The organism is Cellvibrio sp. KY-GH-1 (genome assembly GCF_008806975.1).
Lineage (GTDB): Bacteria > Pseudomonadota > Gammaproteobacteria > Pseudomonadales > Cellvibrionaceae > Cellvibrio.
Genome location: NZ_CP031728.1, coordinates 4345975 through 4360601, shown reverse-complemented (window position 1 = coordinate 4360601; position 14627 = coordinate 4345975). Strand labels below are relative to the sequence as shown.

Sequence of the window (14627 nt, the reverse complement as noted above, 5' to 3'; positions counted from 1 at the left end):
AGCTATTCCTTAGAGCTGCGTAGTTACGCGCAAGACTTCTTCAATACTGGTGACGCCGTTGAGCACGCAGGTACGGCCGTCATCGCTCATAGACGCGCTGTTTTTGCGCGCCTCGGCTAATAGCTCTTGCTCGCCCGCTTGCTCATGGATCAAGTGGCGCAGCCGCTCGGTAATCTCAATCAGCTCATAAATACCCTTACGACCACGATAACCCTGATGGTTACAATGCTTGCAACCGCTGGGTGCCGGGCGCCAGATAGGGGTATCCACCGGCAATTTGAGCATTTCACGCTCCGCATCACTCGGTAGGTATTGTTCCTTACAGTGGGTACAGAGCACACGCACCAAGCGCTGCGCCATAACCACTTCAAGGCTCGATGCCAACAAGAAGGGCTCAACACCCATATCTTTCAAACGCAACACTGCACCAATAGCAGTATTGGTGTGAAGTGTAGATAGCACCAAGTGACCAGTTAACGATGCTTGAATCGCAATTTCTGCAGTTTCACCGTCTCGAATCTCACCCACCATTACTACGTCCGGGTCTTGACGCAAAATCGCGCGCAGACCGCGCGCAAAGGTCATATCGACTTTGGCATTTACCTGGGTTTGGCCGATACCGGGCAACAGGTATTCCACCGGATCTTCAATAGTAAGAATATTGCGGCTGCGAGTATTGATATGGCTGAGACTAGCATAGAGGGTAGTTGTTTTACCGGAGCCGGTTGGGCCGGTTACCAGAATAATACCGTGTGGTTTGATCAGGTTTTTGGTCAGGCGCTCATACACCTGCGGTGGCATCTGCAACTGCTCCAGACGCAATTGCCCCGCTGCCTGATCGAGAATACGCAACACAATCCGCTCGCCGAAGGCAGAAGGAATGGTCGATACACGAATATCTACTGCGTGCCCGGCAAGGCGAACAGTAATACGGCCATCTTGCGGTAGGCGTTTTTCAGCGATGTCCAAACGCGCCATTACCTTGAGACGCGACACCAGAACTGGCGCCAGCTCAGCCTTGGGTGACAGCACTTCCGTTAATACACCATCGATCCGAAAACGTACTGAAACGCGATCTTCAAAAGGCTCAAGGTGGATATCTGAAGCACCTTCACGTACCGCCTGGGAGAGAATTGCATTAATCAAACGAATAATCGGTGCGTCATCGTCACCGGCCAGCAAGTCGGTGCGATCAGCCAAGTCATCCGCCATGGAAGACAAATCGAACTCATTGCCCAGATCTTCCGCGGCCCGCTGAGCGGCCCCATCACCACTTTGGTATTCGCGGGTCAGGCGCTTCTGGAAATCCTCGGCTGGCATTTCTTCCAGCTCAAAACTCTTGCCGAGGATCCGTTGCAACTCCAAGAGCACATCCAGAGTTAGCCCCGGCTTATGCAGTACACGCGGCCTAGCGCTCGCACCTACGTCTTCCAACATAACGCCATGGGCAGAGGCAAAACTGAACGGGAGGCGCTCAAATGCCTGCAATTGACTTGATGAGTCTTCATCTCCGAGCGGCGAATCAGCTCCCAGAGTTGGCTCCAGTACTTGCTCGCTCACGATTTATTCCCCTGCCTGGGTATTTGCAGGTTGTTGGCTATTTTGCTGAAATTCGCGAATTTTCTCTTCCCATTCCGGCAAGACGGGGACATCACTCTTATTCATCAAAATACCGCGATTACGCTGGAACTGGACCTGTTGGTCGCGTAACGTCCGATACTTCTCAGCAGTAGCTCCAGTGAGCACCTCGTCAGTCCGAATAATGGTCGGCTTCAAGAAAATTAACAGATTGGTTTTATTCTTCTTGGCCCCTTGAGAGCGGAACAAGTGGCCAAGAACTGGAATGCTGCCCAACACCGGCACACGGCTATCACTTTTATCAACCTGATCCTGAATTAAGCCGCCCAACACCACTGTCTGGCTATCACCTGCAAGAATCTGGGTTTTAATTTCACGCTTACTGGTGGTAGGACCATTAGGTGAGGATTCTGAACCACCCAACACCGATGAAATTTCCTGTTCAATATCCAGTACCAGACTATCCCCCCCATTTATGTGCGGGGTAACCTGTAGCTTAATACCCACGTCTTCACGGTTTACGGTATTAAACGGACTGGAGAATGAGTTGTTACCACCCGTGGTCGAACCAGTCATTCCGGTGTAAGACCCTGTAACAAACGGCACCTGCTGACCAACAAGGATAGATGCCTCACTGTTGTCAGTGGTTAACAGACTTGGTGTAGAGAGAATATTGCTGGATTCGGTCGTTTGCAGCAGTTTGAGCACACTCAAGAAATCAACATTTTTACCTAAGCGGCCCACGCCAAATATTGGCGATTTGGCCGAAACAATACCTGTCGCCAAGCCTGCCAAAGCATCATTATCGTTGGGACTTTCCAACAAATTAAACGCTGAGCCCGCAACCCCACCCAGGCCAGATCCGGGAGCAAAACCACCGAAGCCAGCATCATCAGCCTGATACATCCACTCGATACCCAGCTCTTTCTGATTTTTGCCGGTGATCTCCACAATAATCGCTTCAACCAAAACCTGCGCGCGACGAATATCCAAGCTATCAACAATCGATAGCAGGGTATCCATGGTCTCCACATCAGCAGTAATCAATACCGAGTTAGTCGCCTCGTCCGCTTGAACTGCCGCTTGGGTTGCATTGGCGGGAGCGCCATCAGCCGGTTTAGCTCCACCGACGCTTTGCAACATTCCGGTTAATACCTTGGCAACTTCTTCCGCTTTCGAATATTTCAAATAAATCACACGCACATTGCTATTGCGGGTTTGCGGGCGATCCAAATCATCGATCAATAACTTGAGGCGCTGGCGACTCAAATCATCGCCACTGATAACCACTGCGTTGGTGCGCTTGTCCGCCACAATCACCGGTGGGGAAGTAGTCATACCGCGATTGGGATCCGGCTTTTCCAGTTGGCTCAACATGGCCACCACATCGGCTGCGTTCGCGTATTTCAATGGAATCACGTCGGTATGGGTCATACCGATTTTATCCAGCTGAATCACCAACTCATTCATGCGCGCAACGTTGGCACGGGTGTCAGTAATAATCAGCGCATTGCTGGGTTCATAGGTTGTCAGGTGGCCATACTGGGGAACCAGGGGACGCAACGCCGCCAAAATTTTTGCCGCGCTGGTATTTTTCAGCGGGATTACCTGGGTGATATATAAATCGTCTTTGTTTTTGACATTGTTTTCCGTCGGAATGGGTAAATTGCGCGCATCGCGGTTCATTACAATACGTACAATATTGCCGCTTTCCACAGCCGTGAAGCCATGCACATCCAGCGATGCGAGGAACAGCTCATAAAGCTCTTTAGCGTTGAGTGGCTTGGTGTTGATTACCTTAATCGGGCCACGCACCTTGGGATCGATAATGATGGTTTTCCCGGTAGCCCCCGCAATAAATTTAATAACTTCCTGAATATCCGAGTCATTAAAATTTACTGTCCAGGCCTGCTCACCTGCTGCATTTTGCCCAGCGGGTTCTACTTGCGCCCAGGCGAGATTAACGGTACCACTGATAATCGCCGCCAGCATTACGCTGGAGATTATTTTCTTATTGTTACGACCATTCGAACGGATCACGAAAACCTCACTTGAGCATTACGTCTAGGTTAACTGTACTGCCACCGCGTCTGATCTCCAGATTCGCCGATGTGGCACTACCCATACTTTTGTATATTTCCATAATCTTGCCAGGACTACTGAGCGGAACCCCGTTAACGGCAGTGACTACGTCATCTGTCTGTAAACCTAAAGAGCTAAACATTTCCGCGTTGCGCCCTGGGCGAATCTTGTAACCCACCACTTGGCCGTTCTCGCGATAAATACTCATCGCCACCACATCAGCGAGTGTCTTACCCATCTGCGCCATTCCCGCATCGCCAGCGGGAGAAGGTACAGGCGAATCAAAACGCGGGCTTTTATCGGCAAACACCGGTGGTTGCTGTTGGTAAGGAGGATTGGCATACCCGCCGGGTGTTGCCCACTCAGATGAAGGTGCCGCAACCGCGGTACCCAGTTTTGCTGCTGGGTCATCCTTGTACATCCACAAGGATTCAAAGGAACCGTTGTTATTAATAATTACCCGCAGGTCAAGCACCTTGGCGAGGGTTACATTGTTGCCAATAGGGAGTGCATCGCCAATCCCATAAACATCTGCTCTGTCGCCGGTTGCAATAATGGCCCGCGCCGCTTTTTCATCATTGCTCGACAACACACCGCGCAAAATTAAGTTGAGCTGGGTATCTGCCGCGTTATTTTCGATGCCTTGGGTTGCGGGCGCCGGTTGCGCCTCCACTGCTGCCACGGGCTCTGCACTGGTCTCGCCAAAAGGCGCTAAATTTTTAACCTGTGCGATATTGATCACCTCTGCCGCCGCTGGATTAGCGCCAGGCATGGCGGCCACCACCGAAGTAACTGTCGCCGGCGGAATAGTCGGCCCAGGTATAACCAGCCAAAATAGGCGCGCCACGCTGTGGCTCAGCCAAATTACGAGCAACAGCACAATCAACCACTGCCAACGCTCCAGTGGTATGCGACTCAAAAAGGCAAAGAGGCGCTGCAGCAGCTGCTCTAACTGGGCAGTTCGCTGTGCAAGGGCGGCGTTATTTACAAAAGACTTATCTGGCATGAATTTGACTGAGTCCTTCACACTGGGTTTACGACAGGTTCAGCTAGGCAATTATCAGTCGTATCAAAAGCTTAGTGCGTTATGTTTATCAAAGCTATGAGATTCTACTCCACATCTATTACAAAAAGTAAGATTAGGAAGACTGCGGAGTGGCCAAAAGGCCTAAGTTTCAACAGCTTTTGGACGCCAGAGAAGCAGGTAAGTTGCAGATTTGATGAAATATGCGACAAAAGACACAAAAATAGTCACGTAAAATGCGAAAAACCCCGATTGCAGGAGGGGGCAATCAGGGTTCTTACAGGATGACAGACCAACCTTGGCGGTATACGTGCTCGATTCCATTGTACTCCTTGCTATTGCCGCTTCCAGCAGCAATCTCCTATGGAGGTCATTATTGATGAATAAGACGTCAGGCAACAGTGGCCAATTTCGGCAAGTTTTGTAGGAAATATCTCACAAAGATGTGCGCCAAAAGCCCTGCAGATTTACAGCGTCAGGTTTATAATCCGCGCCCAATCACCACCACGAGATTGCACCCATGCCGCCCAAGAAGAAAAATATTGATTTTGAGCAATCGCTCAGCACGCTGGAAAGCTTGGTAAATCGAATGGAGCAGGGCGACATGACACTCGAAGAGTCCCTGCAATCATTTGAAGCCGGAATAGCATTAACACGTGAATGTCAGGCACGCTTGGCCGCCGCGGAGCAACAAGTCAATAAATTGATCGAAGACCAGGGCAATATCACCCTACAGACCTTTGACGCTGAAACAGGCGACGACGAATGACAGGTCATTTTAGTCAATTTGCCCAAAACTGCCGCCAACGTGTTGATAGTGCCTTGGATGTTTTTCTTCCTGAACAGACCGACCCAACCTTGCTGCTGACGGCTATGCGTTACAGCCTTTTCAACGGTGGCAAACGTGTGCGCCCAACTTTGGTCTATGCGGCCGCTTTGGCAGTTAACCCGAATATTGACCTGGCCGGCATAGACCCTATTGCCTGCTCCTTGGAGTGCCTGCACTCCTACAGCCTGGTACATGACGACCTGCCTGCAATGGATGACGATGACTTGCGTCGCGGTAAGCCCACCTGCCACATCGCCTTCAATGAAGCCACCGCAATTTTGGCAGGGGATGGGCTACAGACGCTGGCATTTGAGCTGCTTTTGAATGCAAAAGTATCGGCAGAGCTTAAAGTGCAGCTAGTTGGCGAATTGGCAAACGCCTCCGGCGCCAAAGGGATGGTGCTGGGACAGGCGATAGACTTAGCGGCCGTAGACCAGCAATTGAACTTGTCCGAACTAGAGACAATGCATAGATACAAGACCGGCGCACTTATACGCGCCAGCGTTGCAATGGGGGCGCTCGCCGCGGGAGCAAATGAAGAGCAACTGAAGGCATTGGATGACTATGCCGCAGCAATTGGACTCGCCTTCCAAGTACAGGATGACATTCTCGATGTAACGGCTGACACGGCAACATTGGGAAAACAGCAAGGCGCTGATATCGCTCGCAACAAACCTACCTATGTCTCCCTGCTGGGACTGGACACAGCAAAAGCCAAAGCAGCTGAACTTCATCGGCAGGCACTTAGCGCATTGGATGTTTTTACAGAACAAGCGGTACACCTGCGCCAGCTAGCAGACTACATAATCCAAAGAGCAAGCTAGCCAAGCCCTTGGCAAGCTGCCTACAATGGTGAACTTGCAGAGTTTGCCCCAGAACTATAACCAGATTGATGACGCTGAATGCATAACGAAATCCCCACCAGCCGCCCGCTAACTCCCTTGCTGGACAGCATCGATAATCCTGCTGACCTGCGCCAACTCAGCGAAAAACAACTGCCGGAGCTGGCAGAAGAGCTGCGCGCCTTTTTGTTGTACAGCGTAGGTCAAACTGGCGGACATTTTGGTGCCGGACTTGGCGTAGTGGAATTAACCATCGCCTTGCATTACGTTTATCAAACGCCAGATGATCGCCTCGTATGGGATGTCGGTCATCAAACTTACCCCCATAAAATTCTAACCTCGCGCCGTGAGCGCCTCGGTAGTATCCGTCAAGGCGGCGGCCTTTCCGGCTTCCCCAAGCGCGAAGAAAGTGAATATGACACCTTTGGTGTGGGCCACTCCAGTACCTCCATCAGTGCAGCACAAGGCATGGCGATAGGCGCCAAAATGGCAGGCGTGGAGCGCAAGGTAGCGGCCATTATTGGTGATGGAGCCATGACCGCAGGCATGGCGTTTGAAGCGTTAAACCATGCCGCACACACCGAAACCGACATGCTAGTCATACTCAATGACAACAATATGTCCATCTCACCCAATGTCGGTGGATTATCCACTTATCTATCTAAAATCTGGGCGAGCAAGTTCTACAATTCACTGCGCGAAGGTAGCAAACAGGTGTTGGGGAAAATCCCCCCAGCCTGGGAATTTGCCCGTCGCACGGAAGAACATTTCAAGGGCTTTATGTCCCCTGGGACCCTGTTTGAAGAAATGGGCTTTAACTACGTCGGTCCAATCAATGGTCACGACCTGAGCGATTTAATTCGTTGCTTGCGAAGCCTGCGCGAAATTAAAGGCCCCAAACTGCTTCATATCATTACCCAGAAAGGCAAAGGCTTTGAGCCGGCGGAGTTAGATCCCGTTGGTTATCACGCCCTTAACAAAATCGAACCCCAAAAAGCTGCTATAGGCGCTGTCAACACGCCAAAAAAACTAAAGTATCAAGACGTTTTTGGCCAGTGGCTGTGCGATATGGCACAGCAAGACGACAAATTAATTGGAATTACCCCAGCTATGTGCGAAGGCTCGGGCATGGTCGCGTTCTCTACTGCCTTCCCCGCGCGATTCTATGATGTCGCCATCGCCGAACAACACGCTGTTACCCTGGCTGCTGGCATGGCGTGCGAGGGCCAAAAGCCGGTGGTTGCGATTTACTCAACTTTTTTACAGCGCGCCTATGACCAGCTGGTGCACGACGTAGCCCTGCAAAATCTGGATGTTACCTTCGCAATAGATCGCGCCGGATTGGTCGGAGAGGATGGCCCAACTCATGCGGGCAGTTTCGATATTAGCTACCTGCGCTGCATCCCCAACATGGTTATCGCCGCACCCAGCGATGAAAACGAATGCCGCCAGCTTCTCTACACCGCTTACCAGCATCAGGGGCCTGCAGCGGTTCGCTATCCTCGCGGGACAGGCACTGGGGCAATCATCAATCCAACCATGACTGCTGTACCTATTGGGAAGGGGTTAATTAAGCGCGAAGGAAAAGCTGTTGCACTCTTATGTTTTGGTACCTTGCTGACAAATGCACAAATAGCTGCAGATAACCTCAACGCCAGCCTCTGTGACATGCGTTTTGTTAAACCGCTAGATACCGAATTGATCGAAAAAATGGCAGCAAACCATGATTTATTGGTGACCCTGGAAGAGAACGCAATCGCCGGCGGCGCGGGCAGTGCCGTAACCGAGTACCTGCAATCAATAGGCCTAACGGTCCCAGTAGTACAACTTGGATTTACTGATGAGTTTGTCGATCACGACAGCCAGAAGCAGCAGCTTGCCGCACAAGGTTTGGACGCAACATCGATAGAAGCAACTATCCGTGCTCGCTTGGCTCAACTGCAATCACCGAAGCCGCTCGCCGCGAGTTAAACCCAACGCAAAACTTGAACAGACAAACAGCGCAGGCATGCTGCTGGTTGTCGATTCACTCGCGCGAAAAAGCAATCTAAACACTGAAAAATGTGCAGAATACTAATTTGACGATTGGAACTTAACGGATTAAACAGAGGGAAACGCTGGGAAGGAAGGTGGAAACTCAAGTCCTTTTGAGCTCACTAAACCACTCACTCATATCATGGTCATGCGGGAGTATTTATACACCCGACCATTCAAAAAACCCAACCAACTGCACCACAAATGCGAACCAGTTCCTATATTTGTCGCATAACGCATCAACTTATTACATCAGATTACAACTTGTCGCCTCAATTTGTGGCCACCAAAAAACAAAAAGCGCCACTTAGGGCGCTTTTTGTTTTTCTCGTGTGAACTCTCAATGGGCAAAGCGTTTGCGCAGTAAAAACAACACCCCAAATGCGATAATTAATACACCAGGAATCATCGCCAAACTTTGCAGTGTCGCCTGACCTGCTACCAGCTCAACAGCATCACCAGTTACTCCGCTGTCGATTGCCTCTTTCTTGGCTGCATCCAACCAACTACCAATGACTGGATTCCAAACGAACACCGAGAACATACCTGCACCACCCATCAGCGACATTCCTAAAGCACCGGTTTTCGCGGTGTATTCGCTGGTAAATCCAATCATGGTTGGCCAGAAATAAGTAACACCTAACGCGAATACCGCCGCTGATACATAGATCATGTAGCCAGATGCCTGACTCAACAACACCAAACCAATAGTGGTTACTACTGCTGATATCACCAATACGCCGGCCGGATTAAATGCATGCACAAGTGGGCCGGCAAAGAAACGCCCAAGCGCCATCAAGCCTGCGGTGAGCGCTAATACCATCATAGGATGCACATCAGACGATTCAAAAATACGCCCTACCCACTGCTGTGCCCCGAATTCCGAAATTGCAGTCATGGTCATACAAAACATCATAAACAGGAACAAGGGAGAGATGAGCGCTTTAACGTTGGCAGCCGTTGAAGTCTCAGAGTTCTCCATTTTCGGAAAGGTCTGACCGAAAATCATCGCGCCATAAACAAAGGTAGGGATAATCATAATTGCGATTTGCAGCTGCCAGCCCAACCCCAATTTGGTCATCAGTGCCGACACCAGTGAGCCAATCACAATACCGCCGGGAAACCACACATGAAATTTATTGAGCATGGCGGTTTTGCGCGTGTGATAAATATCGGCGATCAACGGATTGCACGCCGCTTCCACCGAACCATTGGCGAAGCCGATAAAAAAACTCGACAGCAACAGAGTCCAGAAACCACCGGCCGTAATAGTTAAAATCAACCCAAGCAAATGGCAAGCAAATGCCAGATACATCAGGGTGCGTGCACCTACATAGTTATAAATAAAACCACCGAACAACATGGCGATGGGAAAACCAAAAAACGCCATGCCGTTGATCCAACCTAGCTCGGTGTTGTTAAAATTAAATTTAACGCTGAGTTCAGTCAAAATACCCGCGCGAATAGCGAAGGTCATGGCCGTTACAATCAGCGCAATACAACAAGCGGTAAAAAGCCGCTGGGGATTCATTGTGGAAGATGTGGTCATGAAATCTTTACCTGTTGTTATTGTTAATAAAAAATTACGCCAGCGGTGTCCAAACACCATCGCGCTGACTTGAGGTTAGCACAGCGTTAATAAAGCGCATGCCTTCCACACCTGTGTCGATATTCGGCACCCAGTTTTGCAGGAAGTGATTTTCTCCCGCACTACGTGCAACCAAAATATCGGCAATATCTTTGTACAAGTTGGCGAAACCCTCGAGATAACCTTCCGGGTGACCGCCAGGCGTGCGCATACCGCGCGCGGCAATTTCACTACCGATATCGCCTCGACGAGTGATTCGCTGACGCGGTTTGTTTAATTCGCCAAACCACAATTCGTTGGGATTTTCCTGCGCCCATTCAATACCGGCTTTATCGCCATACACGCGAATACGCAAACCATTTTCACAGCCGGGAGCAACCTGGCTCGACCACAACATACCCTTGGCACCACCATCAAAACGCAACAGCGCGTGAACATTGTCATCTACCAAACGGCCGTCGACAAAACTGGTTAGGTCGGCGCTCACTGCACTGAGTTTTTGTTGAATGATAAAACGCGCAAGTTGAAATGCGTGAGTACCTATATCACCCAGGCAACCGGCCGCACCGGAACGCGCAGGATCAGTACGCCATGACGCCTGCTTGTTATCATCAGCTGCCGCTTCCGTCAGCCACTCTTGCGGATATTCAACCTGGACGACACGCACTTTTCCAAGTTTGCCCTGCTCAACCAACTCGCGCGCGTAACGCACCAACGGATAGGCGGAGTAGTTGTGGGTGAGCGCGAAAAAACAGCCGCTTTTTTTCACAACTTGCTCGAGCTCCAATGCTTCTTCCAGGGTCCGTGTAACCGGCTTGTCGCAGATCACATCAATACCCGCTTCCAGACACGCTTTTGCCACCGGAAAGTGCATATGATTCGGCGTAACAATGACGACTGCTTGAATGCCATCGGCGCGCGTTTTTTCAACGCGCAACATTTCTTCATAAGAGGTGTACGCGCGATCGGCGGCAATATGTAAATCAGCCGCCGATAATTTTGCATTGTCCGGATTGGAAGACAGTGCTCCGGCAACCAATTCAAACCGATCGTCCATACGCGCCGCAATACGATGTACGGCTCCGATAAATGCACCACGGCCACCACCGACCATGGCATAACGAATTCTTGGTGTTGTCATAACTTTATTTCCTGAAACTGGCAGCTAACCATTAAAGGCCGAGAATGCGGCGGTTTTTTGTTTCATCAATTCCGCTTTTGGCAAAATCATCAAACGCGCGCTCAGTCACTTTAATAATGTGTTGCGCAATAAATTTCGCGCCCTCTTCTGCACCGACTTCCGGATGCTTCAGACAGCACTCCCATTCCAACACCGCCCAGCCTTCGTAATCGTAGGCCGCGAATTTGGAAAAAATTTGTTTGAAATCTACCTGGCCATCGCCGAGTGAACGGAAACGACCAGCGCGATCCACCCAACTTTCGTAACCGCCATACACACCTTGCTGTGCGCTTGGATTAAATTCCGCATCTTTCACATGGAACATTTTGATGCGCGCGTGATAGCGATCAATGAAGGCAAGGTAATCGAGTTGCTGCAACACAAAATGCGATGGATCGAACAAAATATTTGCGCGCGGATGATTATCTACCGCTTTCAAAAAACGCTCGAAGGTTGCGCCATCGTGCAGGTCTTCACCTGGATGAATTTCGTAGCACACATCCACGCCCTCTGCATCGAATGCATCCAGAATTGGTTTCCAGCGCTTTGCCAATTCCGCAAAACCATTTTCCACCAAGCCCGCCGGACGTTGTGGCCAAGGGTAGAGAAAGGGCCACAGCAACGCGCCGGAAAAAGTAGCGTGCGCTTTCAAACCAAGATTTTTACTCGCTTTGGCAGCCAACATTAATTGTTCAACCGCCCACGCCTGCCGCGCGGCCGGATTCCCACGCACCGACTCTGGCGCAAAGCCATCAAACATTTCGTCGTATGCCGGGTGTACCGCCACCAGTTGCCCTTGCAAGTGGGTCGATAATTCAGTCGCTACCAAGCCGTGTTTGGCGAGGGTTGCCTGAAAGCTTTTACAATAATCCAGATTGTTAGCCGCCTGCTCCAAATCAAATACGCGCTTGTCCCAGGTGGGAATTTGTACCCCTTTAAAACCCAGGCTGGCGACCCAGGCGGCAATATTCTCCAGGTTGTTAAAGGGTGCGGTATCGCCCAAAAATTGGGCGAGGAATATGGCTGGACCTTTAAGGGTTTTCATAGGTATCTCCGGCAGTGGCTGGATGCGGGGCATCCTGTAATTATTAACGGCAAAATTTTGAAGGCGATTATTGCAGCTCCAGCACAGGAACCACAGAGAAAATCTGATTTATTCATCCGCGCAAAACTCTATTCCATGTCGCTACAGGGCGCGACACGGGAAACAGTTATTTACACTTCTTATAATCCCCAAGCACTGGCTAGAGGATAGAACAAATTTAACCCGCCGCGGCCAATACCACGGAAAATGAGACCTCAGCCAACGCGCCGAAAGCGGGGTGATTTTTTAGCGTAGAACGACTGGTGGCCGGACTGGGTAGGCCGCATAAAAACCGGGCCAGCTGGCGGGAATGCAACAACGGCTCATGCTGCTCTTGCTTTACTGCCGCAAGCAAGGCCGACTGGCGTTCAGTCAATTTGGCCTGCACGGGTACCAAAACCCGCGCGGCGCCAGTGCCTGTACAGTGATTACACACCCCACACGCAGGCGCATCGGCTTCACCAAAATACTGCATTAACTGCTGACTAAGGCACGCGGGGTTATTAGCAAATTCCACGACGCGGGCGATACGTTTTATATCGCGAGCTTCGCGCTGGGCAAATAATTGTTCCAGATAATCGCACAGAGAGTGCACTTCGGCAGGGGATGTTATTGTTTGATTATTGGCATAAACCTGGCGCAAATTGGCAACTGACAATCCAATCCAGCTTTTTTCTTCCAAATAATCCAACGCTTTTTGGATACGTTCTTTAGGCTCATTTAGTTGGATTGCAACCCGCGCAATATCCAACGTTAGCCATTTTTTTCCCATACGCCCAGCCGAAAAAACCTGTCGCAAAAATTGCGCGCGCGCCGCGTCAAAGTTCGCAAGAATTATTTCAGGAGGCTGAATAAACTGTACTTTGTACTCGCTATAAAACGGCGTAAGTGCACTTATTACCCCGCGCAGTTCCAAATAGGTCAAAGCAGTATTTAATACCAGCGGGCGCAAATCAAAACGCTGTGATAGCTCATAGGTTGAAAGATCAAACACATCGCCTGCGGCTAATAAATAACGCACCAATGCCGCCAAGCCTTCGCGCGCCGGCGTATCGCCGTAGCTGAAATTTTCCAGCACGCGCACATCGTCACCAACGGCCAACAATTCACACACAGACCCATTCCCATCGCGCCCGGCACGGCCAATTTCCTGTACATAATTTTCTATCGACTTGGGCAAATTAAAATGGTACACCGCACGGATGTTGCTTTTATCGATGCCCATACCAAATGCGATGGTGGCCACCACAATCGGGACTTCGCCACTCATAAACGCATTCTGAATTTGATCGCGCTCGTCATCTTTTAAACCGGCGTGATAATAAGCGGCCCGCAAACCGGAAGCGTTTATGGCCTGCGCGATTTCCTCCGCCGTTTTTTGCAAGGTGACATAAATAATGGTAGCCGCTTCTGGCGCCTGCTGATGTAAGCGCTCCAACAATATTGTTTGGCGTTGATTAGCCGTGCAGGGCGTAACGCGCAATTGCAAATTAGGCCGCGCAAAACTGGTTTGTATATGATGCCGCGGCTGAATGGAAAATTGTCGGCAAATATCCGCAGCAACGTCAGGCGTTGCTGTTGCGGTTAATGCCAGTACTCGCTCCACACGCAATTTCCTGGCGAGATCCGCGAGCAATAAATAATCTGGGCGAAAATTATGGCCCCATTCCGAAATACAGTGCGCCTCATCAATCGCCAGCAAACTAATCGTGGAACGCGCAAGCCGCTGCACAAAGCGCTCATTCTTCAAGCGCTCGGGCGATACATACAATAATTTTAAACGCCGCTCATAAAGCCCATCATAAATCGCCTGGGTTGCCGCTTTGTCCAGCGAAGAATCCAACCGCGCTGCGGGAATCCCTAATGCCTGCAGCGCATCCACCTGATCTTTCATTAAGGCAATCAGCGGTGAAACCACCAGTGTCAGACCTTCCAGCATCAAGGCCGGCAATTGATAACACAGGCTTTTGCCTCCACCGGTAGGGAATACCGCCAGCGCTGATTGCCCCTGCAGCAATGCATTGATAACAGCCTCTTGCCCAGGGCGAAAAGCCGGCAATTTGAATGATTCGTGTAACACCTGTAAGGCAGAAGACATAGCGCGCGACTCTTCGCGGGGCAAAGATGTTTCCAAAATATTAACTGCCATCGTCCGTGACTCCGTTTATCTGTGCGAATAGGTTGTAAGGTAATTGTGAACCCGGCATCAATCGCTTTGGGCGGATAGAAAAATACCAGTTTTGCATTCAAAAATACATTTTCTACTGGCTTCAACTTGGCAGAATAAATTTAGGGAGCAGGATTCACCAATAATCGCTCATGCGATTTTTCACCATAAAAATCCGCCGCCATACGCGAGGCACACAGGGATACCAATAAATTCACA

At 50.4% G+C, this 14627-nt stretch carries 10 protein-coding genes; 3 read left to right on the top strand and 7 right to left on the bottom strand.

Features of this window, described 5'->3' with window-relative positions:
- Positions 1-9 precede the first annotated feature (9 nt).
- Genes gspE through gspC form a run of 3 tightly spaced genes read right to left on the bottom strand, consistent with a single transcriptional unit; the run spans position 10 to position 4666 of the window.
- Positions 10-1560 carry a type II secretion system ATPase GspE gene (gene gspE, locus D0C16_RS18375; protein ID WP_225318750.1) on the bottom strand — a complete coding sequence of 517 codons (1551 nt, stop codon included), beginning with the start codon at positions 1558-1560 and terminating at the stop codon, positions 10-12.
- 3 nt (positions 1561-1563) lie between these two features.
- Complete coding sequence (gene gspD, locus D0C16_RS18370) at positions 1564-3618, bottom strand: type II secretion system secretin GspD (protein ID WP_151033706.1); 2055 nt, start codon at positions 3616-3618, stop codon at positions 1564-1566.
- 7 nt (positions 3619-3625) lie between these two features.
- Positions 3626-4666, bottom strand: a complete 1041-nt coding sequence (gene gspC / locus D0C16_RS18365; protein WP_151033705.1) for a type II secretion system protein GspC — start codon at positions 4664-4666, stop codon at positions 3626-3628.
- A gap of 538 nt (positions 4667-5204) precedes the next feature.
- On the opposite strand from gspC, the gene D0C16_RS18360 reads away from it, so the two are divergent.
- From D0C16_RS18360 to dxs, 3 genes are all read left to right on the top strand, one after another.
- Positions 5205-5453: an exodeoxyribonuclease VII small subunit gene (locus D0C16_RS18360; protein WP_151033704.1), complete on the top strand. Its 249-nt coding sequence runs from the start codon at positions 5205-5207 to the stop codon at positions 5451-5453.
- Complete coding sequence (gene ispA / locus D0C16_RS18355; RefSeq protein WP_151033703.1) at positions 5450-6337, top strand: (2E,6E)-farnesyl diphosphate synthase; 888 nt, start codon at positions 5450-5452, stop codon at positions 6335-6337. Before D0C16_RS18360 ends, ispA begins: the two co-directional genes overlap by 4 nt.
- A gap of 78 nt (positions 6338-6415) precedes the next feature.
- Positions 6416-8326, top strand: a complete 1911-nt coding sequence (dxs, locus tag D0C16_RS18350; protein ID WP_151033702.1) for a 1-deoxy-D-xylulose-5-phosphate synthase — start codon at positions 6416-6418, stop codon at positions 8324-8326.
- 403 nt (positions 8327-8729) lie between these two features.
- On the opposite strand, the gene D0C16_RS18345 is transcribed toward dxs, so the two are convergent.
- From D0C16_RS18345 to D0C16_RS18330, 4 genes are all read right to left on the bottom strand, one after another.
- Positions 8730-9938: a sugar MFS transporter gene (locus D0C16_RS18345; protein WP_151033701.1), complete on the bottom strand. Its 1209-nt coding sequence runs from the start codon at positions 9936-9938 to the stop codon at positions 8730-8732.
- Positions 9939-9972: 34 nt separating this feature from the next.
- Positions 9973-11118 carry a Gfo/Idh/MocA family protein gene (locus tag D0C16_RS18340; RefSeq protein WP_151033700.1) on the bottom strand — a complete coding sequence of 382 codons (1146 nt, stop codon included), beginning with the start codon at positions 11116-11118 and terminating at the stop codon, positions 9973-9975.
- 31 nt (positions 11119-11149) lie between these two features.
- Complete coding sequence (locus D0C16_RS18335; protein ID WP_151033699.1) at positions 11150-12202, bottom strand: sugar phosphate isomerase/epimerase; 1053 nt, start codon at positions 12200-12202, stop codon at positions 11150-11152.
- A gap of 217 nt (positions 12203-12419) precedes the next feature.
- Positions 12420-14390, bottom strand: a complete 1971-nt coding sequence (locus D0C16_RS18330) for an ATP-dependent DNA helicase RecQ (protein WP_225318749.1) — start codon at positions 14388-14390, stop codon at positions 12420-12422.
- Between the last annotated feature and the right edge of the window lie 237 nt (positions 14391-14627).

Excerpts from the sequence above, each read along its gene's own strand:
- gspC (WP_151033705.1), bottom strand. The coding sequence starts at position 4,666 with ATGCCAGATAAGTCTTTTGTAAATAACGCCGCCCTTGCACAGCGAACT.
- D0C16_RS18360 (WP_151033704.1), top strand. The coding sequence starts at position 5,205 with ATGCCGCCCAAGAAGAAAAATATTGATTTTGAGCAATCGCTCAGCACG.
- ispA (WP_151033703.1), top strand. The coding sequence starts at position 5,450 with ATGACAGGTCATTTTAGTCAATTTGCCCAAAACTGCCGCCAACGTGTT.
- dxs (WP_151033702.1), top strand. The coding sequence starts at position 6,416 with ATGCATAACGAAATCCCCACCAGCCGCCCGCTAACTCCCTTGCTGGAC.
- D0C16_RS18345 (WP_151033701.1), bottom strand. The coding sequence starts at position 9,938 with ATGACCACATCTTCCACAATGAATCCCCAGCGGCTTTTTACCGCTTGT.
- D0C16_RS18340 (WP_151033700.1), bottom strand. The coding sequence starts at position 11,118 with ATGACAACACCAAGAATTCGTTATGCCATGGTCGGTGGTGGCCGTGGT.
- D0C16_RS18335 (WP_151033699.1), bottom strand. The coding sequence starts at position 12,202 with ATGAAAACCCTTAAAGGTCCAGCCATATTCCTCGCCCAATTTTTGGGC.
- D0C16_RS18330 (WP_225318749.1), bottom strand. The coding sequence starts at position 14,390 with ATGGCAGTTAATATTTTGGAAACATCTTTGCCCCGCGAAGAGTCGCGC.